The 25,035-nt window shown below is 38.1% G+C and carries 24 protein-coding genes; 21 read left to right on the top strand and 3 right to left on the bottom strand.

From position 1 onward, the window contains the following. Positions 1-3: 3 nt before the first annotated feature. The gene (locus K1I61_RS05595) at positions 4-360 is read right to left on the bottom strand and encodes a hypothetical protein (RefSeq protein ID WP_049478722.1); all 357 of its coding nucleotides are present in this window, start codon (positions 358-360) and stop codon (positions 4-6) included. 169 nt (positions 361-529) lie between these two features. Between K1I61_RS05595 and K1I61_RS05590 the strand changes: the two genes are divergently transcribed. Further along, positions 530-1,363 (top strand): hypothetical protein, encoded by an 834-nt coding sequence (locus tag K1I61_RS05590; protein WP_049478721.1) that lies wholly within the window; start codon positions 530-532, stop codon positions 1,361-1,363. Positions 1,364-1,454: 91 nt separating this feature from the next. On the opposite strand, the gene K1I61_RS05585 is transcribed toward K1I61_RS05590, so the two are convergent. Further along, positions 1,455-1,784 carry a helix-turn-helix domain-containing protein gene (locus K1I61_RS05585; protein ID WP_049478720.1) on the bottom strand — a complete coding sequence of 110 codons (330 nt, stop codon included), beginning with the start codon at positions 1,782-1,784 and terminating at the stop codon, positions 1,455-1,457. 151 nt (positions 1,785-1,935) lie between these two features. On the opposite strand from K1I61_RS05585, the gene K1I61_RS05580 reads away from it, so the two are divergent. The 20 genes from K1I61_RS05580 (at position 1,936) to rpmH (ending at position 22,969) form a co-directional block, all read left to right on the top strand. After that, the gene (locus K1I61_RS05580) at positions 1,936-4,548 is read left to right on the top strand and encodes an SEC10/PgrA surface exclusion domain-containing protein (protein ID WP_223333837.1); all 2,613 of its coding nucleotides are present in this window, start codon (positions 1,936-1,938) and stop codon (positions 4,546-4,548) included. Between the two features lie 85 nt (positions 4,549-4,633). After that, entirely contained in the window at positions 4,634-5,257 is a 624-nt protein-coding gene (locus K1I61_RS05575) for a hypothetical protein (RefSeq protein ID WP_049478718.1), read from the top strand. A gap of 594 nt (positions 5,258-5,851) precedes the next feature. Next, positions 5,852-7,003 carry an N-acetylglucosamine-6-phosphate deacetylase gene (gene nagA, locus K1I61_RS05570; protein ID WP_223333835.1) on the top strand — a complete coding sequence of 384 codons (1,152 nt, stop codon included), beginning with the start codon at positions 5,852-5,854 and terminating at the stop codon, positions 7,001-7,003. 140 nt (positions 7,004-7,143) lie between these two features. Next, complete coding sequence (locus K1I61_RS05565) at positions 7,144-8,202, top strand: zinc-dependent alcohol dehydrogenase family protein (protein WP_004251543.1); 1,059 nt, start codon at positions 7,144-7,146, stop codon at positions 8,200-8,202. A gap of 136 nt (positions 8,203-8,338) precedes the next feature. Then, complete coding sequence (locus K1I61_RS05560; RefSeq protein WP_036752150.1) at positions 8,339-8,716, top strand: DUF1033 family protein; 378 nt, start codon at positions 8,339-8,341, stop codon at positions 8,714-8,716. A gap of 52 nt (positions 8,717-8,768) precedes the next feature. After that, the gene (comGA, locus tag K1I61_RS05555) at positions 8,769-9,710 is read left to right on the top strand and encodes a competence type IV pilus ATPase ComGA (protein ID WP_223333833.1); all 942 of its coding nucleotides are present in this window, start codon (positions 8,769-8,771) and stop codon (positions 9,708-9,710) included. After that, complete coding sequence (gene comGB, locus K1I61_RS05550) at positions 9,631-10,674, top strand: competence type IV pilus assembly protein ComGB (protein WP_223333851.1); 1,044 nt, start codon at positions 9,631-9,633, stop codon at positions 10,672-10,674. The genes comGA and comGB overlap by 80 nt, the downstream gene beginning before the upstream one ends. Further along, the gene (gene comGC / locus K1I61_RS05545; RefSeq protein ID WP_223333831.1) at positions 10,675-10,998 is read left to right on the top strand and encodes a competence type IV pilus major pilin ComGC; all 324 of its coding nucleotides are present in this window, start codon (positions 10,675-10,677) and stop codon (positions 10,996-10,998) included. Beyond that, positions 10,961-11,395, top strand: coding sequence for a competence type IV pilus minor pilin ComGD (gene comGD, locus K1I61_RS05540; protein ID WP_223333828.1), 435 nt, complete (start codon positions 10,961-10,963; stop codon positions 11,393-11,395). Before comGC ends, comGD begins: the two co-directional genes overlap by 38 nt. Continuing rightward, complete coding sequence (gene comGE / locus K1I61_RS05535) at positions 11,358-11,660, top strand: competence type IV pilus minor pilin ComGE (protein ID WP_178895505.1); 303 nt, start codon at positions 11,358-11,360, stop codon at positions 11,658-11,660. Before comGD ends, comGE begins: the two co-directional genes overlap by 38 nt. After that, positions 11,623-12,084: a competence type IV pilus minor pilin ComGF gene (gene comGF, locus K1I61_RS05530; RefSeq protein ID WP_223333826.1), complete on the top strand. Its 462-nt coding sequence runs from the start codon at positions 11,623-11,625 to the stop codon at positions 12,082-12,084. The genes comGE and comGF overlap by 38 nt, the downstream gene beginning before the upstream one ends. Continuing rightward, positions 12,062-12,499: a competence type IV pilus minor pilin ComGG gene (gene comGG / locus K1I61_RS05525; RefSeq protein ID WP_223333824.1), complete on the top strand. Its 438-nt coding sequence runs from the start codon at positions 12,062-12,064 to the stop codon at positions 12,497-12,499. Before comGF ends, comGG begins: the two co-directional genes overlap by 23 nt. 58 nt (positions 12,500-12,557) lie before the next feature. Beyond that, complete coding sequence (locus K1I61_RS05520) at positions 12,558-13,259, top strand: histidine phosphatase family protein (protein ID WP_223333822.1); 702 nt, start codon at positions 12,558-12,560, stop codon at positions 13,257-13,259. A 189-nt stretch (positions 13,260-13,448) separates the two neighbouring features. Further along, a complete protein-coding gene (locus K1I61_RS05515; protein ID WP_223333820.1) occupies positions 13,449-15,155 on the top strand; it encodes an ABC transporter ATP-binding protein in 1,707 nt (568 codons plus the stop codon). Between the two features lies 1 nt (position 15,156). Beyond that, positions 15,157-16,923, top strand: coding sequence for an ABC transporter ATP-binding protein (locus K1I61_RS05510; protein WP_223333818.1), 1,767 nt, complete (start codon positions 15,157-15,159; stop codon positions 16,921-16,923). 283 nt (positions 16,924-17,206) lie between these two features. After that, positions 17,207-17,896 carry a gamma-glutamyl-gamma-aminobutyrate hydrolase family protein gene (locus K1I61_RS05505; protein WP_004251575.1) on the top strand — a complete coding sequence of 230 codons (690 nt, stop codon included), beginning with the start codon at positions 17,207-17,209 and terminating at the stop codon, positions 17,894-17,896. 169 nt (positions 17,897-18,065) lie between these two features. Beyond that, on the top strand, positions 18,066-19,415 hold the full coding sequence (locus tag K1I61_RS05500; protein WP_004251578.1) for a glucose-6-phosphate isomerase: 1,350 nt from the start codon (positions 18,066-18,068) through the stop codon (positions 19,413-19,415). A 129-nt stretch (positions 19,416-19,544) separates the two neighbouring features. Then, entirely contained in the window at positions 19,545-21,005 is a 1,461-nt protein-coding gene (gene gltX, locus K1I61_RS05495; RefSeq protein WP_223333816.1) for a glutamate--tRNA ligase, read from the top strand. Between the two features lie 470 nt (positions 21,006-21,475). Beyond that, positions 21,476-22,690: a pyridoxal phosphate-dependent aminotransferase gene (locus tag K1I61_RS05490; RefSeq protein WP_004251584.1), complete on the top strand. Its 1,215-nt coding sequence runs from the start codon at positions 21,476-21,478 to the stop codon at positions 22,688-22,690. 144 nt (positions 22,691-22,834) lie between these two features. Continuing rightward, positions 22,835-22,969, top strand: a complete 135-nt coding sequence (gene rpmH / locus K1I61_RS05485; RefSeq protein WP_000831905.1) for a 50S ribosomal protein L34 — start codon at positions 22,835-22,837, stop codon at positions 22,967-22,969. Positions 22,970-23,151: 182 nt separating this feature from the next. Here the strand turns inward: rpmH and K1I61_RS05480 are convergent, their stop codons facing one another. Further along, positions 23,152-24,996 (bottom strand): APC family permease, encoded by a 1,845-nt coding sequence (locus K1I61_RS05480; RefSeq protein ID WP_223333814.1) that lies wholly within the window; start codon positions 24,994-24,996, stop codon positions 23,152-23,154. Positions 24,997-25,035 lie beyond the last annotated feature (39 nt).

Below are 25,035 nucleotides of genomic sequence, written 5' to 3'. Positions count from 1 at the left end.
CAGTTATTTTCCTTTCTTGATACTTGATGCTCTGAAAAAAAGCTGTCCGTATTTATTTTCAAATGCTTCTAACCCTTCAAATTCAACGACATCTCCGATATCAATCTTAGATAGAACTGGTTTATCTTCAGGTAAAAACTTGACTTTGAAAGGATTGTGATTGTCAGTTGCAACGTAGACTTGATAACTTTGAATGTTATCCGTACGTTTCATTTTTTCTTTACCATTAACAAATTCCCCAGTTTTCTCAAATTCGAATTGAATTTCTAGTTGTTTACCAGCTAACTTCACAACTTCATCTGAAAGAGCTTGTTCCGCGAGTCTAGCACTGTAGCCGTTAGTTTTTTTAAAAAATGCCATATAATAAGGCCTCCTTTGTTTAATTATTTTTGATAGCTATCGACTATCATGAATCTATTATAATTTTAAATATTGGGTTTGAATTGGCTATTTTATCATATAAAAAAATTGAAAAACCACCCAATAATATGTTATACTAATATTACAAACTAAAGAAAAGAGGAACTATATGAAAATTGATGAAGAAATTTATAGAATGATTAGTCAACGTGTGAAATATAGAAAAAAAGATAAAAAGTTACAAAATATTGATATTTTGTTAAGTGACCCAAATGTTATTAGTAATATCGTCAATAATAAAAGATATAAAAAAAATCCGTATCTTTTGACACCGGCTTTTGCTTTTGAAATTGTTAAAAATATGAAGTTTACAGATTCATATACTTTAATTTGGGGAAATAAAATGGAACGTGAATCTTACTTTGAGATGTTATTTTTTACAGGTATGAATTATCTTTTAAAGAAAGAAACAGAGTTAATAGAAAAATCTTTGAGTTACTATGTTCCGTTCGCGTATGATTTGGCCATCAGGGAATGGGAAAATAGATATGGTGATGGAATTAGCTTATTATTTCCAAGCTTTAATATTGAAAAAGGTAATGAAAAAAGTTTATTAGCTATGCAACTTTTATACAATCATTATAAGGAAGAGTTTTTTGAAAGACATGCTAATTATTTTAGTGATTTGTATACTACTAAATTAGATAAAAGGATTAATAATTTTTTTGAGACTGAACTTTTAGATATGATTTCAAAAGGAGCTCTATTTGATAGAGGGGAAGATTTTTTTGATTTAATTTTGCAAAATTTATCATTAGTTACAGAAATGACGTTTGATTCATTACCTGGAGTGAATTCTAAGTTTCATCCACAATTCGATTTTTCGAAATCAATAGATACATTTATAAAGTCTATGATTCATTATCAGGAACAATTGGAAGGAGAAATAGTTTTAACGGATAGTTTAAATAGGTGGACTGTTGATTTGATGAATATAAAATAAAAACGCATAGCTCTAGCATGTTCGTCTAGAATTATGCGTTTTTTAAACTAAATTATAGTTTAATTAGAAGTAAATAAAATTCATTAAATTATCATTTTACATTATTAAGAATTGTATGGAATGCAGAAAGTATTTCTTTTTGTTTACTATCAGGTAAATTTTTTATATTCGTAATTAATTCAACAATCTCAGGATTTTCATCTTTTTTTGTAATATCAAAGAAAGATGAAATATCACATTCAAGGGCATTCATAACTTTTTCAAGGGTATTAATTGTTATATTTGTTTCTAGATGTTCAAGTTTGTAAACATAGTTTGTTCCAAGGTCTGCTCTTTCTTCAATTTGTTCTTGTGTAAATCCTTTTTTCAACCTTAAAAGGCGAATTCGTTTTCCTATATATTTTCTTAATGATTGTTTCATGTAATACCTCTCGAACTTAATACTACAGTTTTTTTACTACATATTTTAGTTCTTAAAAGATTGCTTATGACTTTACAAGGTTGGTTAAGTGCGGTATAATTAGAGAAAAAACAACTATATATAGTTGTTAATGTTAATTTTTGGAGATGTTATGTCAAAAAATACTATTAAAACCCTAACAACTACAGCAGTTATTGGGCTTGCATCAGCTGGTGTGCCTGCGTTTGCTCAAGAAGCCAACTCTGATGTAGCTACGGCAACAAGCGTAAATGAACCAGCTCTTGTTGAAAAGCAAACTATTGAAAAATCATCAGACGTAAAACCAGCTCTTGATGCTCAAAAGAAAGTTGTAGAAAAAACTAAAGAACAACTTACTGACGCACAAACTAAAGCTCATGAAGCTAACAAACAAGTGTCTAACGCTCAAACAGCTGTAGATAAAGCTACTGAAGATGTTAAACACGCTGAAGAAGTTGCTTCTAAAGCTACGCCTCAAAACATTGAAGCTAATAAAGCGGACCAAAAAGCTAATCTTGCTGACCAAGAAGCTAACGCTAAAGAAACAGCTACTGCTGATGCAAATATTGCAACTCAAGCTGACGCTGTAAGCAAGGCTCAAACAGATGAAGCTAACGCTGAACAAGCCCTTAAAGATGCTAACGCTGATGTTTCTGCTAAAGAAACTCAAGTTAAATCAGCTAAAGACGCAATTTCAGGAACTGGACTTGCTCAAGCTGAAGATAAACTTGATGAAGCTAAAGCTGAAACTAAGGGTGCTGAAAAGAATGTTTCTCTTGCAGATACAACCTTAACTGATGCTAAGAAAGCTGACGAAAAACGTCAAGAAGCTATTGATAATGCACAATCAGATGTTGATGCTAAAACAACTTTAGTAAATGATGCTAAAGACAACCTTGAATCAGCTACTACAAAAGCTAATGGTGCTACAACAACACTTTCTCAAGCTGAAGATAAACTTGATAAAGCTACAAAAGCTTTGGATAGCGTTGATATTGTCAAAATTCCAAATTTGACTCAATTCAAAGAAGACATTGCATCAGGTGACAATGACTTCATAACTGACTCTGGTGCTAAAGCTATTGAAAATACAGAAACTTCAATTGGTAAAAACGCTAAGAGCCAACCTGTTGATATCGACAATCTAACTCAAGCGCAAAAAGAAGAAATTTCTCACTTGTATGTTCAAGGATTAAAACAAGTCCGTGAACAATTGAAAGATAACTCTAAATATCTTGTAACATCAAAAGAAAACACTGGCGTTACTAAAGAAGCTATCGAATTAGCAACTAGTCGTGCACGTGAATACGAACAACGTGGTAAGAGCCCACTTACACACGGACACATTGGAGCTGGTGTTGAAAACCTAGAACGTCTAGGTTCAAAAGATGACTTCAAATCAATGTATGACCTCAAAGAAGCTGTTGTTAAAGCTTTGCTAGGTACATCATTTGATGACGCTCATTCAAACTGGGGACACTTGAAAGCCAACCTTAATTTTGCTAAAAACGTTGGTCTTGATATTGCAAACATCAACGGTGATTACTGGCTAGTAATTGCATTTAGCAATAAAGGTACATCTCTTGTTAACCCAACTAATGCTGAAGCTATCCAGAAAGCATACGAAGATGCTAAAGCTGAAAAAGATACAGCTCAAACTGCTTCAGAAAAAGCAAATGATGCTCTTAAACAAGCATCTGCTGATTATGCTAGTGCATTAGAACTTAAAACTTCAGCTGAAAAGACATTGGCTGACGCTACTGCTACGCCAATTCAAACACAAGTTGCTGAAAACAACTTGCGTCTTGCAAAACTTGCTCTTGACAGCGCACAAAAACGTCAAGCTGAAGCTCAAAAAGCAGTTGATAACTTCTCAGCTGACCTTGCTTCTAAGAAACAAGCTCTTGATGATGCTAAATCAGCTCTTGAATCAGCTAAACGTGTTCAAGAACAAAAAGTTCAAGCTCTTTCTGATTCAAAAACTGAACTTACAAAACAAGAATCAAAACTTGAAGCTCTTAAAACTCAAAAAGCTAAATTAATTGAGGAAAAAGACCGCTTGGTTAAAGAAGCTAAAGCTCTTGCTGAAGAATTAAAAGGTTATGTTGAAGCACCAATTAATTTAGCTAAAGCTAAAGATAAATTAGCTGAAAAACAAAACGCTCTTAAAGATGCTGAAACTAAAGCTCAAAGTGCTAAAAATCTTGTTGAAGTAATCACTTCAACACTTGAAGCTGAACAAACTAAACTTGACGAAATTCAAACAAAATATGAAAAACTTCAAGATTTAGAAGAAAAAGCTAAAGATAACGTCATCGCAACATTACCTGACGGAACAATTGTTGCTGTACCTAAAGGGACACCAGTTTCTGAAGAGCGTCCTGAAATTGATATTAAAGCACTAAAAGAAGCTATTGCATCAGGTAAAGATATTGAAATTATTGACGGAAAAGTTATTGTACGTGCTACAAAACCAATTAGTGTTGAACATCCAAAAACGAGCAATGATAAATCAAAGCAGGCGTACACAAGTGATAAAAATGTGACTATTGACAACAAAGGAAATGTTGTCGTAAATGGTCAAACATACACAAGTAAGCAACAAGCATCAAGTAAGCCGATTTATTCACGAGTAGAACGCGCAAAATCATTGCCAAATACAGGCGAGTCGTCGAGTGTTGCAATGTTGGTACTCGGTGCAATTCTTGGAGCATTTGGACTTGTAACGGTACGTAGAAAGAACTAGAAAAATAAAAATCTTCTTATTTTATAATAGGAAGATTTTTGTTAAAATATATACTATAAGATAGAAAAAATATGAGGGTTAAAAAATGAGAACTCCTAAGAGATATACTGATTTAATTAAGAATAAAAAAATAACAAATCAAATTATTGCAGAATGTATATATTCTGTTAATAAAAGAGCAAAAAACTATCGAGATAAAATAGAAGATTCTAATCAAGCTGGGTTCTACAAATACAAAGAAATTAATAATGAAAAAGCAAAGGAACAAAAAGAAAGATACTATAGTATGAAAGAAGATTTATTATTAAACTTCAGCCCAAAATTGGTTCATAAACAGTATGTAGGGGAGAAAAGACAACGAGTCTATAGTTATCAAAAAAATTATGAAAAACTATATAATGAAAAAAGAAATGATATTGTTTGGGAAAATAGTTACTATGACTACGATAGAAATAAGGAAGTTGACTTTTTTGATTATAGTTTAGGTGAGAAAAAATATTTATATTTCTTGTATTATGAAATCGGTGAATATAGTTTTCATACCCCAATTACAGAAGAAAGGGCAGAAAAAAATACTGAATTAGAAATCAAAGAAATAGATGAGAATTTTCAAACTCATGGAGCTGATATAGTAGATTTACTTTCAACTCAGTTTGTTCAAAAAGTAATAGACTTGTTAGATAGTGGAGATTATACAATTATAGAATAATTAAAAAAATCTTCTTACATATGTAGGAAGATTTTTTGGATTCTCAAAATTAGTTTAAAAGACTACGCTATTTAAACCATTTTTGAGAATAAATATTGGACTATACCGATTGTGTCGAACACGGTATCGAACTATGTATAAAAAATTGTGATTATTAAATTTCAAGACTATAAAATTAAAGTAAAAGTTTAAAATTTATTTGGTCAACCACTGGTCAATTTCCTCAATTTCAATACTAACTAGCGTGTGATAATATCTTGATTTAATCGTTTCTTGGTTATTTATTTTAACTTATTTTAACGCTAGTTTGTTGGCCGCCGGTATAGTATTAAAGACAAGGTTTTCGGACCTTGTCTTTTTATTTTTTCTTCTAATTTTTTCTTTTGCAGTTACTTAAAATTACTTATATTTTTTTAAAATTTTATTATAAACCTGAATGTTCAATATTACTTTACTATATGTTTACTAAATCTTAATTTATTTCTTTATAAATTTAACTATAATAGGTCTATACCATTTACAAATTACACAGAAAGGTTTATAATGTAATTGACATAATAAATATTAGAAAAATGAATTACGGAGGTTATCATTATGCCTAAATATATTAAAGCGGATCAATTTTTCTATCCTCATGGTGTTCGCCGTGGCGGTTTTCTAGAACTAGTTGATGGTAAATTTGGTAAGCATGTGGATCAAGTTTCTGAGGATGCAGAAATTATTGACTATACTGGTTATAGTATTGCACCTGGTCTTGTTGATACACATATTCACGGATTTGGTGGGGTTGATGTTATGGATAATAACATCGAAGGTACTCTTCATACAATGAGTGAAGGTCTTCTTAGCACAGGTGTTACTAGTTTCCTTCCAACTACTCTAACATCATCATACGAACAATTATTAGCTGTTACTGAAAATATTGGTGCGCGTTATCAAGAGGCTTCTGGTGCTAAAATTCGTGGGATTTACTTTGAAGGTCCATACTTTACTGAGGAATTTAAAGGAGCTCAAAACCCTGCTTACATGAAAGATCCTCGCATGGATGAATTTCGTGCTTGGCAGAAGGCTGCTAATGGTCTTCTAAATAAAATTGCCCTTGCACCTGAACGTGAAGGTGTTGAGGACTTTGTACGTACGGTTACTGGTGAAGGTGTTACTGTTGCTTTAGGTCACTCAAATGCAACTTTTGATCAGGCTAAGAAGGCTGTTGACGCTGGTGCAAGTGTTTGGGTTCATGCTTATAATGGTATGCGTGGCTTAACTCACCGTGAGCTTGGTATGGTTGGTGCTATGTATGAATTGCCACATACTTATGCTGAATTGATTTGCGATGGGCATCACGTTGATCCTAAGGCTTGTGACATCCTACTTAAACAAAAAGGTACTGAAAATATTGCTCTTATTACTGACTGTATGACAGCGGGTGGTTTGCAAGATGGTGACTACATGCTAGGAGAATTCCCAGTTGTGGTTTCAAATGGTACTGCTCGTCTCAAATCTACTGGGAACTTGGCAGGTTCTATTCTCAAACTTAAAGACGGTTTGAAAAATGTTGTTGAATGGGGCATTGCAAATCCTCATGAAGCAGTTATGATGGCCAGTCTCAACCCAGCAAAATCAGTTCATATTGATGATGTTTGCGGACAAATCCGTGAAGGCTACGATGCTGACTTTATCGTTCTTGATAAGGATTTGGAATTGGTAGCAACTTACCTTGATGGTGAAAAACGTTATCAAGCATAATCTCTAAAGTAGAAACTAGTTTAGTTTCTACTTTTTTTAATTTAGTTTGTTAGTTTCTTCACATATTACTTGATTTTCTCTATGTAAAGGCTTACAATTATGATATAAACAATACAAATAAAAAAACGGAGGTAAGCTTTATGAAAGCCTATACTTATGTTAAACCAGGACTTGCTTCATTTGTTGATGTTGACAAACCAGTTATTCGCAAGCCAACTGACGCTATTGTGCGTATTGTAAAAACTACGATTTGTGGAACAGATCTTCATATTATCAAAGGAGATGTCCCTGCATGTAAGAGTGGAACTATCCTTGGCCATGAAGGAATCGGGATTGTAGAGGAAGTTGGAGCAGGCGTTTCAAACTTCAAAAAAGGCGATAAGGTTTTGATTTCTTGTGTTTGTGCCTGTGGTAAATGCTACTACTGTAAAAAGGGAATCTATGCCCACTGTGAAGACGAAGGAGGTTGGATTTTTGGACATTTGATCGACGGTATGCAAGCAGAATATCTTCGTGTTCCTCATGCTGATAATACTCTCTATCACACTCCAGCTGATTTGTCTGATGAAGCCTTGGTTATGTTATCTGATATCCTACCAACTGGTTATGAAATTGGTGTCTTAAAAGGGAAAGTAGAGCCTGGTTGTAGTGTGGCTATCGTTGGTTCAGGTCCAGTTGGCTTAGCAGCTCTATTGACTGCTCAATTCTATTCACCTGCTAAATTGATCATGGTAGACCTAGACGATAACCGTTTGGATACTGCAGTTTCTTTCGGTGCTACTCATAAGATTAATTCTTCAGACCCTGAAAAAGCAATTCAAGAAATTTATGATTTAACAGATGGTAGAGGTGTGGATGTTGCTATAGAAGCTGTTGGTATTCCTGAAACGTTTGATCTCTGCCAAAAGATTATCGGTGTAGATGGAACAGTAGCCAACTGTGGTGTGCATGGTAAACCAGTTCAGTTTGATTTGGATACTCTATGGATTCGTAACATTAACGTAACTACCGGTTTGGTTTCTACCAACACAACTCCTCAGCTTTTGAAAGCTTTAGAAAGCCATAAAATTGAACCAGAAAAATTGGTAACTCATTACTTCAAACTAAGTGAAATTGAAAAGGCCTATGAAGTATTTGGCAAGGCTGCAGATCATCATGCGATTAAGGTAATCATTGAAAACGATATTTCAGAAGGTTAATCAAATTTTGAATCCAGTTATTCTTTTTAGAATAGCTGGATTTTTTGAAAATATTAGATAATTCGTGAAAGCAAGCAAATTTCTTTCATTGTTCTTAAAATTTCGCTATAATATACGATACAAAGGAAATGAAACTATGTATCGAGTGATAGAAATGTACGGGGATTTTGAACCTTGGTGGTTCATAGAAGGATGGGAAGAAGACGTCATTAGTAGTAAGAAATTTGAAAATTACTATGATGCCTTGAAGTATTATAAATCTTGCTGGTTTGAACTGGAAAAGAAAATTCCACTATATAAAAGTCGAGGAGACTTAATGACCATATTTTGGAATCCCGAGGATAAGCGTTGGTGTGAGGAATGTGATGAATTTCTGCAGCAATATCATTCCTTGGCTTTACTGGAAGATGGTCAAGTTATACCAGATGAAAAATTCAGACCGGGTTATGAAAAACAAACTGGTTTAGAAATCCACCGGACGTGTCGTATCAAAAAAGATGGAACAACTTTTTAATAAAGTTGTTCTTTTTTTGTATTTTCTTCGAATAATTAACTGAGGAGGGAATATGGTACAAGCACTTGCACAAGAATTGATTAGTCTCGCAAAGAAGGATGGAGCTCAGGATATCTATTTTATTCCCAAGGATAAGGTTTATGAGTTGCATATGCGAATAGGAGATGAAAGGCGTTTGATTAATAGCTATGACTTTGAAAAGTTGGGAGCAGTTATTAGTCATTTTAAATTTATTGCGGGGATGAATGTTGGAGAAAAGCGTCGTAGTCAGCTTGGGTCCTGTGATTATCAGCATGATGGCAAGGTTACTTCACTACGCTTATCGACGGTAGGAGATTATCGTGGTCATGAGAGTTTAGTTATTCGCCTTTTGCACGATGAAGAAAAAGACTTGCGCTTCTGGTTTCAAGACCTTAAGGAACTGGAAAAGGGCTTTAGGCAACGCGGTCTTTATCTTTTTGCAGGCCCTGTAGGAAGTGGGAAAACTACCTTAATGCATGAATTAGCTAAGTCATTGTTCACGGGACAGCAGGTTATGTCTATTGAAGACCCAGTTGAGATTAAGCAAGAAGAGATGCTTCAATTACAACTCAATGAAGCTATTGGACTGAGCTATGAAAACTTGATAAAACTTTCTTTGCGCCACCGTCCAGATCTTTTAATCATTGGAGAAATTCGGGATAGCGAAACAGCCCGTGCGGTTGTAAGAGCGAGCTTAACGGGAGCTACAGTATTTTCGACCATCCATGCCAAGAGTGTTCGTGGGGTCTATGAGCGTCTTTTAGAACTTGGTGTCAGTGAAGATGAACTCGCAGTTGTTTTACAAGGTGTTTGCTACCAGAGACTAATCGGGGGAGGAGGAATTATTGATTTTGCAAACCAAAATTATTCAGAACACCAGGCAGAAAAGTGGAATGAGCAAATTGATCAGCTTCTTAAGGATCGACATATCACTGCCCTTCAAGCTGAAACGGAGAAAATTAGCTACCAGTAAACAGAAGAAAATTATTACTCTCTTTAACAATTTGTTTTCGAGTGGTTTTCACTTGGTAGAAATCATTTCCTTTCTTGATAGAAGTCTTTTGTTGGAGAAGGAATATGTTTCGCAGATGCACCTAGGACTATCGAAAGGAAAATCTTTCTCGGAAATGATGGGGAATTTAGGTTTTTCGAGTGCGATTGTCACTCAACTTTCATTGGCTGAAATTCATGGAAATCTTCATTTGAGTTTAGGGAAAATTGAAGAGTATCTTGATAATCTTGCTAAGGTCAAGAAGAAGTTAATTGAAGTTGCGACCTACCCACTTATTCTGCTAGCTTTCTTACTGCTCATTATGTTGGGTTTGCGAAATTATCTCTTGCCCCAACTGGATAGTAGTAACATAGCTACCTTAGTGATTAGTAACCTGCCACAGATTTTTCTCGGACTTACTGTGGCATTAAGTCTTGCATCTTTAACAGGACTGATATTCTACAGAAAATCTAGAAAGATACAAGTCTGTTCTTATTTGGCTAAGATCCCCTTTTTAGGTGTGTTTGTTCAGTATTATCTAACTGCCTATTATGCTCGGGAATGGGGAAATATGATTGGACAAGGTTTAGAGTTGGCACAGATTTTCCAGATGATGCAGGAGCAAGGGAATCCTCTTTTTAAGGAAATCGGGCATGATTTATCCCTGTCCTTGCAAAATGGGCATGAATTTTCTAAAGCTGTTCAAAATTATCCCTTCTTTAGAAGAGAATTGGGATTAATCATTGAATATGGAGAGGTTAAATCCAAGTTGGGAAGCGAATTGGAAATCTATGCGGAAAAAACTTGGGAATCATTCTTTACCCGAGTCAATCGGACCATGAACCTCGTTCAACCACTGGTCTTTATTTTTGTAGCCCTACTAATCGTTTTATTGTACGCAGCCATGTTGCTGCCCATGTATCAAAATATGGAGGTAAATTTTTAAATGAAAAATATGATGATGAAATTAAAAGAAGCCAAGGCAAAAGCTTTCACACTAGTCGAAATGTTAGTGGTCCTTCTTATCATTAGCGTCCTACTCTTACTGTTTGTACCAAATCTGACTAAGCAAAAGGATGCAGTGAATGACAAGGGTAAAGCTGCAGTAGTTAAGGTGGTAGAAAGTCAAGCAGAACTCTATAGTCTGGATAAAAATGAGAATGCCAGTCTAAGCAAATTACAGGCAGACGGACGTATCACTGCTGAGCAAGCAAAGGCCTACAAAGAATACCATGCAAAACAGAACACAAGTCAAACAGTTGCGGATTAAGGCATTTACCATGCTTGAGAGTCTATTGGTCTTAGGAATAGTCAGTCTGTTAGCCTTGGGCTTGTCGAGTTCAGTTCAGTCAACTTTTGCGGCTGTAGAAGAGCAGATTTTCTTTATGGAGTTTGAGGAACTTTATCGGGAAACGCAGAAGCGAAGTCTGGCTAGTCAGCAAAAGATCAACTTAATGTTAGAAGAGAGAAGTATTGGAAATGGCTATCAGAAATTAGCCATCCCTAAAGGAATTCAACTGCAGTCTAATCAGTCAATTACATTTGATAAGGCTGGAGGGAATTCGTCTCTAGCTAACGTGAGATTTCAAACAAGGAAAGAAGTGGTTCGCTACCAACTATATCTAGGAAATGGAAAGATTAAACGTATTCAAGAAGCAAAAAATTAAGGCGGTTATTTTACTAGAAGCAGTGATTTCACTAGCTATTTTTGCCAGTATAGCAACGCTCTTACTGGGACAAATTCAAGAAAGTAGAAAAAGAGAAGTAGAACTTCTAAAACAGGAAGAAGTTTTGCGAGTGGCTCGGATGGCTTTGCAGACCGGACAAAAGGAGTTGACTGTCAATGGCCTTACGGTTCATGTTGTCTCGAATGAGCGAGGTTTGGAGGTATACCATGGAACGGAGAAATTACTGGCGATTCAAGATAAGTAGAGTCAGAGCTTTTACACTTTTAGAATCTTTGGTTGCTCTTATTGTGATTAGTGGGAGTTTGCTTCTTTTTCAATCTATGAGCCAACTCTTGGTTTCAGAGGTTCGCTATCAGCAGAAAAGTGAGCAAAAAGAATGGCTCTTATTTGTGGATCAGCTGGAAGCAGAGTTGAATCGAACTCAATTTGAAAAAGTGGAGAATGATAGGCTTTACCTCAAACAGGATGGGAAATCTATCTCTATGGGGAAATCAAGGTCAAATGATTTCCGAAAAACAGATGCCAGCGGACGTGGCTACCAGCCGATGGTTTACGGTCTAAAATCAGCTCGAATTCAAGAAAAAGGGCAGGAGCTGCACTTTCACTTTCAGTTTGAAAAGGGACTAGAGAGGGAGTTTATCTATCGTGTGGAAAAAGAAAAAAGTTAGAGCAGGAGTTCTCCTATACGCTGTCACTATTGCTGGAATTTTTAGTCTTTTGTTGCAGTTTTATCTAAATCGGCAACTAGCACATCATCAGGATTATGCCTTAAATAAAGAAAAACTTCTTGCATTTGCTATGGCTAAGAGAACCTATGAAAAAGCTACTTCTGAAAATGGAGAGCAGTCATTTAATGTAGGGAAGTCAACTTATCGTAATGACGAGAAATTCTTCACAACGACTATTGACACAGGAAAAAATAAGTTTGAATTTCACTTTTCTCCTTTAAAAAAGACCGGTCAAAAGTCTGAGAAAACAGAAAACAAGTCCAAAGAAGGAAATGAGGAGAAAACAGAAGAAGGGAGCAAAAAAGAGACTGCTAGATCTTCCAAATTAGCACCTTCAAAGAAGGGCACAGAGTAGTTTGGACGAGGTTTTTACCTGAAATCATGCTATAATAGATACATATGGAGGACCAAAAATGGCAAGTGTAAAATTGTATCTAGTGCGTCATGGGAAAACAATGTTTAATACGATTGGGCGTGCTCAAGGCTGGAGTGATACTCCTTTAACAGCTGAAGGTGAGCGAGGTATTCACGAACTGGGAATTGGTTTGCGTGAGTCAGGCTTAAAGTTTGAGCGTGCTTACTCGAGTGACTCAGGACGTACCATCCAGACTATGGGAATTATCCTTGAGGAACTAGGTTTAACAGGGCAAATTCCTTATCGTATGGATAAGCGAATCCGTGAATGGTGCTTTGGTAGTTTTGATGGTGCTTATGATGGGGACCTATTTATGGGCATCATTCCTCGTATCTTTAATGTCGATCATGTGCATCGTTTGTCCTATGCGGAGCTAGCTGAAGGCTTGGTCGAAGTGGATACTGCAGGCTGGGCTGAAGGATGGGAAAAGCTAAGTGGTCGTATCTGGGAAGGTTTTGAAGCCATTGCCAAGGAAATGGAAGCCAATGGTGGAGGAAATGCTCTGGTAGTCAGCCATGGAATGACTATTGGTACCATTGTTTACCTCATTAACGGCATGCATCCACATGGTCTTGATAACGGAAGTGTGACGATTCTTGAGTACGAAGATGGTCAGTTTTCAGTCAAGATTGTTGGGGACTGTAGCTACCGTGAAATTGGACGAGCTCAATTAGACAAGCAAGATAGTTCAGAACAATAAAATTCAGTACTAAATTTAGAAGAATTTTTAAAGGATTGATAGAATGCTAATGTCGTGCTTGCACAAGCTTCTGAGAGCTGAGTGCTTTGACAATAGCATTCTTTTTTGTTAGAATAGTATCAACATGAAAGCATAAGAAGGGACTGACAGAACTGTCGTCCCCTTTTGTCTATCTTATAAGGGGGAAATATGCTGTTTCAGAAAATAAAAGCCTATAAATGGCAGGCCCTGGCTTCCTTGGTTATGACAGGTCTAATGGTAACGAGTTCACTCTTGCAACCACGTTATTTGCAGGAGGTTTTAGAGGCCCTACTAACAGGTGATAATGAAGCTATTTATACTATCGGTTTTTGGTTAATTCTTGTTGCCTTGATTGGTTTGGTTGCAGGTGGGATCAATGTAGTGTTAGCAGCTTACATTGCTCAAGGAGTTTCGTCTGACTTACGTGAAGATGCCTTTCGTAAGATTCAAACTTTTTCATACGCCAATATTGAGAAGTTTAATGCAGGGAACCTCGTTGTGCGTATGACCAACGATATCAATCAGATTCAAAACGTCGTTATGATGACCTTCCAAATCCTCTTTCGACTACCGATTTTATTTATTGGTTCCTTTATATTAGCCGTTGTTACTCTGCCTTCGCTGTGGTGGGTGCTAGTTCTCATGGTCGTTCTGATTGTTGCCATAATGGGTTTTATGATGGGAGTTGTGGGACCGCGCTTTGCAAAATTCCAGACCTTACTAGAGCGTATCAATGCCATTGCTAAAGAAAATTTGCGTGGTGTGCGCGTGGTTAAGTCTTTTGTCCGAGAAAAAGATCAGTTTGATAAATTTACGCAGGTGTCAGATGAATTGTTGGGAGAAAACCTTTATATCGGTTATGCCTTTTCTGTTATGCAACCTGCAATGATGTTGATTTCTTACGGGGCTGTTTTTCTCTCAATCTGGCTTGTAGCAGGTATGGCAGAGTCAGATCCATCAGTAGTTGGTTCCATTGCTTCCTTTGTAAACTACCTGAGTCAGATTATCTTTACCATCGTCATGGTTGGATTTTTGGGGAATTCAGTCACTCGTGCTATGATTTCCCTTCGTCGTATTCGTGAAATCCTTGATACAGAACCAGCTATGACTTTCAATGATGTGGAAGATGAAGAATTGGAAGGAAGTCTCAGTTTTGAAAATGTTACCTTTACCTATCCAAATGATGAAGAACCTATCCTAAAAGATGTATCCTTCGATATCGCAGCTGGTGAAATGGTTGGGGTTGTCGGAGCAACTGGTGCAGGGAAATCAACCTTGGCTCAGTTGATTCCACGATTATTTGATCCTCAGCAAGGTTCGATCAAGATTGGTGGAAAGGATATTCGGACAGTTAGTGAAGGGACGCTTCGTAAGACAGTTTCTATCGTCCTACAAAAAGCCATTCTCTTTAGTGGAACTATCGCAGATAATCTCAGACAAGGTAAGGGAGATGCGACAGTTTCAGAAATGGAACGCGCAGCTCGCATCGCCCAGGCCAGTGAATTTATTAGTCGTATGGACTTGGCCTTTGAGAGTCCGGTTGAGGAACGTGGGACTAACTTTTCTGGTGGACAAAAACAAAGAATGTCTATTGCGCGTGGGATTGTCAGCAATCCTCGTATCTTGATTTTTGATGATTCAACCTCTGCCCTTGATGCCAAATCGGAACGTTTGGTTCAAGAAGCCCTCAACAAGGATTTGAAGGGGACGACTACGATTATCATCGCACAAAAGATTAGCTCTGTTGTGCATGCTGATAAAATTTTAGTGCTTGACCAAGGTCGCTTGATTGGTCAAGGCAAACACGCTGACTTGGTTGCATCAAACCCAGTTTATCGTGAAATTTACGAGACGCAAAAAGGAAAGGAGGAGTAGGATGAAGACATTTGAATTCTTTTGGAACTATTTTAAAGTTTATAAGATATCCTTTGTCGTTGTTATTGCTATGATTATCATTGCAACGATTGCACAAGCCCTCTTTCCAGTATTTGCAGGTCAAACAGTCACAGAACTGGCTAATTTGGTTATAGCTTATCAAAATGGAAATCCTGATATGGTTTGGCAAAGTCTATTAGGACTCTTGATGAATCTTGCTTATATTTTGATTGTGCTCGTGGTGTCGAGTCTTATCTATATGGTTTTGATGAGCCGTATTATTGCCGAATCGACAAATGAGATGCGTAAGGGACTTTTTGGCAAGCTTTCTCGCTTGACAGTTTCCTTCTTTGACCGCCATCAAGATGGAGATATCCTGTCACGTTTCACCAGTGATTTGGATAACATCCTACAGGCTTTCAACGAAAGTCTGGTGTCTGTTATGACCAATATTGCCCTTTATATTGGTTTGTTGATTGTCATGTTCGCAAAAAATGTGACCTTGGCTTTGATTACGATTGCTAGCACTCCGATAGCTGTCATCATGTTGATTGTCATTTTGAAATTGGCAAGAAAATACACTAACCTCCAACAAAAGGAAGTTGGGAAGCTCAATGCTTATATGGATGAGAGTATTTCAGGTCAAAAAGCCGTTATCGTTCAGGGCATTCAAGAAGATGTGATTGCAGGTTTTGTTGAGCAAAATGAACGTGTTCGAAAAGCAACCTTTAAGGGCAGAATGTTTTCAGGAATTCTCTTTCCTGTCATGAACGGAATGAGCTTGGTCAATACAGCTATTGTTATTTTTGTCGGTTCAGCTGTCTTACTGAATGATCAGAACATCGAGACAGCAACTGCTCTGGGTTTGATTGTCATGTTTACCCAGTTTTCTCAGCAATATTACCAACCCATTATCCAATTAGCGGCGAGCTGGGGAAGTTTGCAACTTGCTTTTACAGGAGCGGACCGTATCCAAGAAATGTTTGATGCAGAAGAAGAAATTCGTCCTCAAGATGCTCCAGTCTTTAACGAATTAAAAGAAGGTGTGGAGATTCGTAACGTGGACTTCTCCTACCTTCCAGGAAAACCCATTTTGAAAGATGTTAGCATTTCAGCTCCAAAAGGAAAAATGATTGCGGTTGTTGGTCCAACAGGGTCAGGAAAAACGACCATCATGAACTTGATCAATCGTTTTTATGATGTGGATGCAGGTAGTATTCGTTTTGATGGTAGAGATATTCGCGAGTTTGATTTAGACAGTTTGCGAAGTAAGGTAGGAATTGTCCTACAGGATTCTGTTTTGTTCAGTGGAACTATTCGGGACAATATTCGATTTGGTGTACCGGATGCTAGTCAGGAAATGGTCGAAGCAGCAGCTAAGGCTACACACATCCATGACTACATCGAAAGCCTGCCAGAAAAGTATGATACTCTGATTAATGATGATCAGAGCGTCTTCTCAACCGGTCAGAAGCAGTTGATTTCTATCGCCCGTACCTTGATGACAGATCCACAGGTCTTAATTTTGGATGAGGCAACATCAAACGTGGATACTGTAACAGAGAGCAAGATTCAAAATGCCATGGAGGCAATTGTGGCAGGAAGAACGAGTTTTGTGATTGCCCATCGCTTGAAAACTATTCTCAATGCAGATCAGATTATTGTCCTTAAGGATGGTGAGGTTATCGAACAAGGAAATCATCACGAATTACTCAAGCTTGGAGGCTTTTACTCTGAACTGTACCATAATCAATTTGTCTTTGAATAATACTCTTCGAAAATCTCTTCAAACCACGTCAGCGTCCCCTTGCCGTATATGTGTTACTGACTTCGTCAGTTCTATCCACAACCGCAAAACTGTGTTTTGAGCAACCTGCGGCTAGCTTCCTAGTTTGCTCTTTGATTTTCATTGAGTATAAGCAAAAAAGTTGTCCTAATTTTGGGCAACTTTTTCTGATAAAAAAATTTTATCACGGACTTAAAAAATACATATTAGACAGGAGTGGGGAAGGATGATAAGATTATCAATAGAAAAGGAAAGGAAATCAGTGATGGCAAGAACAGTTGTTGGAGTAGCGGCAAACCTATGTCCTGTGGACGCAGAAGGAAAAAATATTCATTCATCAGTCTCTTGTAAATTTGCTGAGAGTATTCGTCAGGTTGGCGGACTTCCTTTGGTCATTCCGGTTGGTGATGAGTCGGTGGTCCATGACTATGTAGAAATGATTGATAAGCTCATCTTGACTGGGGGACAAAATGTTCATCCTCAGTTTTATGGTGAGGAAAAAACAATTGATAGCGACGACTATAACCTAACTCGCGACGAGTTTGAGCTAGCTCTTCTACAAGAAGCTTTGCGTCAGAACAAGCCAATCTTAGCCATTTGCCGTGGAGTTCAGCTTGTCAATGTTGCCTTTGGTGGGACACTCAATCAGGATATTGAAGGTCATTGGCAAGGTCTACCTTTTGGGACTTCACATTCTATTGAGACAGTGGATGGCAGTGTAGTGTCTAAATTATTTGGTAAAGAAAGTCAGGTTAATTCAGTGCATCGTCAGAGCATTAAAGATCTGGCACCCAATTTCCGTGTGACGGCTGTGGATCCACGTGATCAAACTGTTGAAGCAATTGAATCCATTGATGAACACCGTATTATTGGTCTCCAGTGGCATCCAGAATTCTTGGTCAATGAAGAAGATGGCAACTTAGAATTATTTGAGTATTTATTGAATGAATTGTAACGACTAGAAATTTAGTCGTTTTTTTATTCATTGTTTACGAATCTTTATAGAATTGTATTTTTACGCAAACGTTTGAATTGTGATAAAAATTGGAAATTTTTAGTATAAAAACTTGAAAAAATTGTTAGTAAGCGTTATGATAGAAAAGAAGAAATTTTGGAGGAATACTATGTCACATATTAAATTTGATTATTCAAAAGTATTAGACAAATTTGTTGCACCACATGAAGTGGAATACATGCAAGCACAAGTTACAGCAGCAGACGAATTGATCCGTAAAGGAACTGGTGCTGGGAGCGACTTCTTGGGTTGGTTGGACCTTCCTGAAAACTACGACCGCGAAGAATTTGACCGCATCTTGAAAGCTGCTGAACAAATCAAAGCAGACAGCGATGTTTTGGTCGTGATCGGTATCGGTGGGTCTTACCTTGGAGCCAAAGCTGCCATTGACTTCTTGAACCACCACTTTGCAAACTTGCAAACAAAAGAAGAACGTAAAGCGCCACAAATCCTTTACGCTGGAAACTCAATCTCATCTACTTACCTTGCTGACTTGGTAGAGTACGTTTCAGATAAAGATTTCTCAGTGAACGTGATTTCTAAATCAGGTACAACAACTGAACCAGCTATTGCTTTCCGTGTCTTCAAAGAACTTTTGGTTAAGAAATACGGACAAGAAGAAGCTAACAAACGTATCTACGCAACAACTGACCGCCAAAAAGGTGCTGTTAAGGTTGAAGCAGATGCTAACGGTTGGGAAACATTTGTTGTTCCAGATGATATCGGTGGACGCTTCTCAGTATTGACAGCAGTTGGATTGCTTCCAATCGCTGCGTCAGGTGCAGACATCAAAGCCCTTATGGAAGGTGCTAACGCAGCTCGTAAAGACTATACTTCAGATAAAATCTCTGAAAACGAAGCTTACCAATATGCAGCTGTTCGTAACATCCTTTACCGTAAAGGTTATGCAACTGAAATCTTGGTAAACTACGAGCCATCCCTTCAATACTTCTCAGAATGGTGGAAACAATTGGCTGGTGAGTCAGAAGGGAAAGACCAAAAAGGGATTTACCCAACTTCAGCTAACTTCTCAACAGACTTGCACTCATTGGGTCAATTTATCCAAGAAGGAACTCGTATCATGTTTGAAACAGTTGTCCGCGTTGACAAACCTCGTAAGAACGTGATCATCCCTACTTTGGAAGAAGATCTTGACGGACTTGGTTACCTTCAAGGAAAAGACGTTGACTTCGTTAACAAAAAAGCAACTGACGGTGTTCTTCTTGCCCACACTGACGGTGACGTGCCAAATATGTACGTGACTCTTCCTGAGCAAGACGCCTTCACTCTTGGTTACACAATCTACTTCTTCGAATTGGCTATCGCCCTTTCAGGTTACTTGAATGCTATCAACCCATTTGACCAACCGGGTGTTGAAGCTTACAAACGTAACATGTTTGCCCTTCTTGGTAAACCAGGATTTGAAGAATTGAGCAAAGAACTTAACGCTCGTCTATAATAGAATAAAAAGAGTGGTTTTACCACTCTTTTTGCTTTTTCTCGAAAAGAGAAATTGGACTCTGGCAAGACTTGTGATATAATATAGAGAGCAAAAAGGCAGACGCCTAGAGACTTTATAGGAGAAGATATGTCAAAAGATATTCGTGTGCGTTACGCACCAAGTCCAACAGGACTATTACACATCGGTAATGCCCGTACAGCATTGTTTAACTATTTGTATGCACGCCACCATGGTGGAACTTTTATTATCCGTATCGAAGATACTGACCGCAAACGTCATGTCGAAGACGGAGAACGTTCACAGCTTGAGAACCTTCGTTGGTTAGGCATGGACTGGGATGAAAGTCCAGAGACTCATGAAAACTACCGCCAGTCTGAGCGTTTGGAACTCTATCAAAAATATATCGACCAACTCTTAGCTGAAGGAAAAGCCTACAAATCTTACGTTACAGAAGAAGAATTGGCAGCAGAACGTGAACGTCAAGAAGTAGCCGGTGAAACACCTCGTTACATTAACGAATACCTTGGTATGAGCGAAGAAGAAAAAGCAGCTTACGTTGCAGAACGTGAAGCAGCGGGCATCATTCCGACGGTTCGTTTGGCTGTCAATGAGTCTGGTATTTACAAGTGGCATGATATGGTCAAAGGTGATATCGAATTTGAAGGTGGCAATATCGGTGGGGACTGGGTTATCCAGAAGAAAGATGGTTATCCAACATACAACTTTGCCGTTGTGATCGATGACCACGATATGCAAATCTCTCATGTTATCCGTGGAGACGACCACATTGCCAACACTCCAAAACAGCTTATGGTTTATGAAGCACTTGGATGGGAAGCACCTGAATTTGGTCACATGACCTTAATCATCAACTCTGAAACTGGTAAGAAGTTGTCTAAACGTGATACTAATACCCTTCAATTTATCGAAGATTACCGCAAGAAAGGTTACCTTCCAGAAGCAGTCTTTAACTTTATCGCCCTTCTTGGATGGAATCCTGGTGGGGAAGATGAAATCTTCTCTCGTCAAGAACTCATCAACCTCTTTGATGAAAACCGTCTCAGCAAGTCTCCAGCAGCCTTCGATCAGAAGAAAATGGACTGGATGAGCAATGAGTACATTAAGAATGCGGATCTTGAGACTATCTTTGAAATGGCCAAACCATTCCTTGAAGAAGCAGGACGTTTGACAGACAAGGCTGAGAAATTAGTAGAACTCTACAAACCACAAATGAAGTCAGTGGACGAAATCGTTCCATTGACAGACCTTTTCTTCTCAGACTTTCCAGAATTGACAGAAGCTGAGCGAGAAGTCATGTCTGGCGAAACTGTTCCGACTGTACTTGAAGCCTTTAAAGCCAAACTCGAAGCCATGTCAGACGATGAGTTTGTGGTAGAAAATATCTTCCCACAAATCAAAGCGGTCCAAAAGGAAACTGGTATTAAAGGGAAAAATCTCTTCATGCCAATCCGTATCGCCGTTTCAGGGGAGATGCATGGTCCCGAATTGCCAGATACCATCTACTTGCTTGGACGTGAAAAGTCCATCCAACACATCGAAAAAATGTTGGCAGAAATTGCAAAATAGCATACAAAAAGAGCTCAAATATTGAGCTCTTTTTATATGTACACTTGTTTGAAAATGCAAATGTTTTAGTGTATAATATGAATTGACAGGGCAAGGAAATAAGTTGGTGAGATGGTATTTTTACAACTAGACTCGGCTTAGTCTAACATTATTCCTAATGTTGGTCAGTCTACTTATTTTTTCTTTGCGTTTTGCTGAATGGAAGCAGAAATTCTTTTGTTCATGCAGTTACCATCCCTTACAATGACTTTGTTTTCAATCACCAGAGTTTCTCTACAAAGATTTTGGTCCAATTTGTCCAGCTTTTTAGAGAAGTATATCTACTCTTTCTTCTCCAAAAATAGAAAGAAATCGACTTTGCTCTGTTACCTTGCATAATGCAAGGTTTTTTGTGGAATAGTACTGGGAAATTTACGATTTCGTTTTGGAGTGGTATAATATTAACTATCCTGATGAATAGAGGAACCCAAATGAAAGAATTTAACAAATCAATAAAATTAGAGCATGTGGCTTATGACATCCGTGGTCCAGTCCTTGAGGAAGCCATGCGTATGCGCGCAAATGGAGAAAAAATTCTCCGTTTGAATACAGGAAACCCAGCTGAGTTTGGTTTTACAGCACCAGATGAGGTGATTCATGACTTAATTATGAATGCGCGTGATAGCGAAGGTTATTCAGATTCAAAAGGAATCTTTTCAGCTCGTAAGGCCATCATGCAGTATTGCCAACTAAAGAAATTCCCCAATGTGGATATTGATGATATCTACCTTGGAAATGGGGTTAGTGAGCTAATCGTTATGTCTATGCAAGGGCTTTTGGATAACGGCGATGAAGTCTTGGTTCCTATGCCTGACTATCCACTTTGGACTGCGGCAGTCAGCTTGGCTGGGGGAAATGCCGTTCACTACGTCTGTGATGAAGAAGCGGAATGGTATCCAGACCTAGATGACATTAAGTCTAAGATTAGTTCAAATACCAAGGCTATTGTTTTGATCAATCCGAATAACCCAACGGGGGCTCTCTATCCTAAAGAACTCTTACTAGATATCATCGAGATTGCTCGTCAAAATGACTTGATTATTTTTGCGGATGAAATCTACGACCGTATGGTTATGGATGGCAATGTCCACACACCAGTCGCAAGTTTGGCTCCAGACCTTTTCTGTGTCAGTATGAATGGTCTGTCTAAATCTCACCGTATCGCTGGTTTCCGTGTTGGTTGGATGGTCTTGTCTGGACCTAAACATCATGTAAAGGGCTACATTGAAGGTCTCAACATGCTCTCAAACATGCGACTTTGTTCGAATGTGCTTGCTCAACAGGTTGTTCAAACTTCACTAGGTGGTCACCAGTCAGTGGATGAGTTGCTTCTTCCTGGTGGTCGTATCTATGAACAAAGAAACTTTATTTATAATGCCATTCAAGATATCCCTGGTTTATCAGCTGTTAAGCCAAAAGCGGGTCTTTATATCTTCCCTAAAATCGACCGCAATATGTACCGTATCGATGACGATGAACAATTTGTCCTTAATTTCTTGAAACAAGAAAAAGTGCTTTTGGTACATGGACGTGGTTTTAACTGGAAAGAACCAGATCACTTCCGTATCGTTTATCTACCACGTGTCGATGAGTTGGCCCAAATACAGGAAAAGATGACTCGCTTCTTGAAGCAGTATCGTAGATAAGGCTTTCATAGCAAAAAAGCTGGAAACATTTGTCAGAGCTATTGACAAATACGTAAGAATCAGATAGAATAGTAAAGTATGTTTAGTAACTGATCACTTTATAGCCGGCTAAACGAATACAAAATCTATGAGGAGGTATTCATCGTGAAACGTACTTATCAACCAAGTAAACTTCGTCGTGCGCGCAAACACGGATTCCGTAACCGTATGTCAACTAAAAACGGTCGTCGCGTATTGGCAGCTCGTCGTCGTAAAGGACGCAAAGTTTTGGCTGCATAATCCAAACAAATGAAACAAAGAAGTCAGTAGGAACTCGAGCCTACTGATTTTTCTTTTATCTAAAAGATAGAATTTTCTAAAGTTATTGATTGAGGATAGACATTTTAGAAGACGTCTTGAAAAAATCACATATAGAAAAAGCTCAAGATCAGAAGATAATTTCTCTGATTTTGAGCTTTTCTTTATTCTTTCAAATGATAAGAGTAGCTAGCCACGACGACATCTTCGTGCCATCTGAGAGCATATTTTAATTTGAGGCTCATTTGATTGTGTAGGATATTTTGCCAAGGTTTGTTAGGGATAAATTGGGGTACTAGAACTGTAACCGTGTAGTTCTTGTTCTTGGCTTCTTGAGAGATTTTTCGAACATATCGAACTGTAGGTGTGATAATATCGCGATAGCTGGTATTAATGTTTTTAAGAGTAATATTTGGGAAGTAGTCGGCAAATTCTTGGAGGATTTCTTGGTCTTTTTCCTCGGTTTCCTTGGTGGAAATGTGCATGGCCAAAACTTCATCTCCAATGCTTTGAGCGTAGTTAATCGCTCCAACACTGACTCGGGTAACATTTCCCACTAAGACAAGGACGACATTGCCGTCGTAGGTTTTCTTTTGAATTCCTTCATAAAGTCGAAGTTGTTTGGCCACCTTTTGGTAATGACTGTGGATGGACAAAAAGAGGAAGGTTAAGACTAGGATAATTGGGAAGAATGGCCAGATATCTCCAAGTCTAAAGAGAAGTAGAATAAGGACAATGGCGTAACAAATGATGGCACCGAGGATGTTAGCAAAGGCAGATTTTAAGAAATGAGAGCCTTTTTCTTTTTTCCAGTGGCGAATCATCCCTGTTTGAGAAAGGGCAAAAGGAACAAAAACTCCGATAGTATAGAGAGGAATCAAGCGTTCTGTATTTCCGTTGAAAATAAGCAGAAGGATTATAGCACCAAAAGCTAAGGTTAAAATACCGTTTGAGTAACCTAGGCGGTCTCCCTTCTCCATAAAGAGATGGGGCATGTACTTGTTCTTGGCCATATTGTAAGCTAACATCGGAAAGGCCGAAAAACCAGTATTTGCAGCGACGGCTAGGATTAAGGCTGTTGAAAATTGGAAGAGATAATAAACAATCTGACCGAGAGCTGAATCCCCTAAAATCCCTTTAGCCATTTGTGAGAGGATTGTTTCTCCGTGTTGAGGTGTAATCCCCATCCAGTAGTTTAAGAAGGTAATCCCTGCAAATAGAAATCCGAGAATCAGAGACATGATGGTCAGTGTCTGAGCAGCGTTCTTCTCTTTGGGAGTTTTGAAAAATGGAACGGCATTTGAGATGGCTTCAACCCCTGTTAGTGAAGCCGAACCGCTGGTAAAGGCTCTTAAAATTAGGACAATTGACAGACTTGGGACAGTTTGACCAATTGCAGAAGTTGCATGATAACTGAGAGAACCTGTCAACAGTTGGAAGATACCAAACAATAAGAGGAAGACCGTACTAAAGATAAAGAGATAGACGGGGATCATCAGAGAACTAGCAGATTCCCTCAAGCCTCGTAGATTTAAAAGCATGAGCAAACATACTAGAAAAATAGAGATGTGGAGGTTGTAAGGATGGAGGGCAGGAAGTGCAGCAGTGATAGCATCAGCTCCTGCTGCCACTGATACGGCTACTGTTAGCATATAGTCAACAAGCAGACTTCCCCCAGCAATCAAACCTAACTCAGGGGAGAGGTTTTCTCGAGTAACCATATAGGCACCTCCACCTTGAGGGTAGGCGTGGATGATTTGTCTATAAGAAATGGTCAGGCTAGCTAATAGTAAGAGGACAAAAATGCCAATAGGGAGACTCCACCAGATAGCAAGCGGAGAAAGACTAGCCAATACGAGAACGACCTGTTCAGGTCCATAAGCGATAGAAGATAGGGCATCACTTGATAGCATTGCGAGTGCCTGCGTTTTTCCAAGTAGTCCTCCCTCGCCTTCAGTTAAGGACTTAAGGGGACGACCAATAAAGGTATATTTTAGTTTTGTAAACATTTTCTTTCCTTTTCTGAAAAAATTCAACAAGAGTTATTA

Origin of the sequence: Streptococcus infantis, assembly GCF_019929665.1 — a bacterium.
GTDB lineage: Bacteria > Bacillota > Bacilli > Lactobacillales > Streptococcaceae > Streptococcus > Streptococcus infantis_H.
This window is presented reverse-complemented; position numbering and strand designations above follow the sequence as displayed.

Bases quoted from the DNA above. Each gene is read 5' to 3' on its own strand.
- K1I61_RS05595 (WP_049478722.1), bottom strand. From the start codon at position 360: ATGGCATTTTTTAAAAAAACTAACGGCTACAGTGCTAGACTCGCGGAA.
- K1I61_RS05590 (WP_049478721.1), top strand. From the start codon at position 530: ATGAAAATTGATGAAGAAATTTATAGAATGATTAGTCAACGTGTGAAA.
- K1I61_RS05585 (WP_049478720.1), bottom strand. From the start codon at position 1,784: ATGAAACAATCATTAAGAAAATATATAGGAAAACGAATTCGCCTTTTA.
- K1I61_RS05580 (WP_223333837.1), top strand. From the start codon at position 1,936: ATGTCAAAAAATACTATTAAAACCCTAACAACTACAGCAGTTATTGGG.
- K1I61_RS05575 (WP_049478718.1), top strand. From the start codon at position 4,634: ATGAGAACTCCTAAGAGATATACTGATTTAATTAAGAATAAAAAAATA.
- nagA (WP_223333835.1), top strand. From the start codon at position 5,852: ATGCCTAAATATATTAAAGCGGATCAATTTTTCTATCCTCATGGTGTT.
- K1I61_RS05565 (WP_004251543.1), top strand. From the start codon at position 7,144: ATGAAAGCCTATACTTATGTTAAACCAGGACTTGCTTCATTTGTTGAT.
- K1I61_RS05560 (WP_036752150.1), top strand. From the start codon at position 8,339: ATGTATCGAGTGATAGAAATGTACGGGGATTTTGAACCTTGGTGGTTC.
- comGA (WP_223333833.1), top strand. From the start codon at position 8,769: ATGGTACAAGCACTTGCACAAGAATTGATTAGTCTCGCAAAGAAGGAT.
- comGB (WP_223333851.1), top strand. From the start codon at position 9,631: ATGAGCAAATTGATCAGCTTCTTAAGGATCGACATATCACTGCCCTTC.
- comGC (WP_223333831.1), top strand. From the start codon at position 10,675: ATGAAAAATATGATGATGAAATTAAAAGAAGCCAAGGCAAAAGCTTTC.
- comGD (WP_223333828.1), top strand. From the start codon at position 10,961: ATGCAAAACAGAACACAAGTCAAACAGTTGCGGATTAAGGCATTTACC.
- comGE (WP_178895505.1), top strand. From the start codon at position 11,358: ATGGAAAGATTAAACGTATTCAAGAAGCAAAAAATTAAGGCGGTTATT.
- comGF (WP_223333826.1), top strand. From the start codon at position 11,623: ATGGAACGGAGAAATTACTGGCGATTCAAGATAAGTAGAGTCAGAGCT.
- K1I61_RS05520 (WP_223333822.1), top strand. From the start codon at position 12,558: ATGGCAAGTGTAAAATTGTATCTAGTGCGTCATGGGAAAACAATGTTT.
- K1I61_RS05515 (WP_223333820.1), top strand. From the start codon at position 13,449: ATGCTGTTTCAGAAAATAAAAGCCTATAAATGGCAGGCCCTGGCTTCC.
- K1I61_RS05510 (WP_223333818.1), top strand. From the start codon at position 15,157: ATGAAGACATTTGAATTCTTTTGGAACTATTTTAAAGTTTATAAGATA.
- K1I61_RS05505 (WP_004251575.1), top strand. From the start codon at position 17,207: ATGGCAAGAACAGTTGTTGGAGTAGCGGCAAACCTATGTCCTGTGGAC.
- K1I61_RS05500 (WP_004251578.1), top strand. From the start codon at position 18,066: ATGTCACATATTAAATTTGATTATTCAAAAGTATTAGACAAATTTGTT.
- gltX (WP_223333816.1), top strand. From the start codon at position 19,545: ATGTCAAAAGATATTCGTGTGCGTTACGCACCAAGTCCAACAGGACTA.
- K1I61_RS05490 (WP_004251584.1), top strand. From the start codon at position 21,476: ATGAAAGAATTTAACAAATCAATAAAATTAGAGCATGTGGCTTATGAC.
- K1I61_RS05480 (WP_223333814.1), bottom strand. From the start codon at position 24,996: ATGTTTACAAAACTAAAATATACCTTTATTGGTCGTCCCCTTAAGTCC.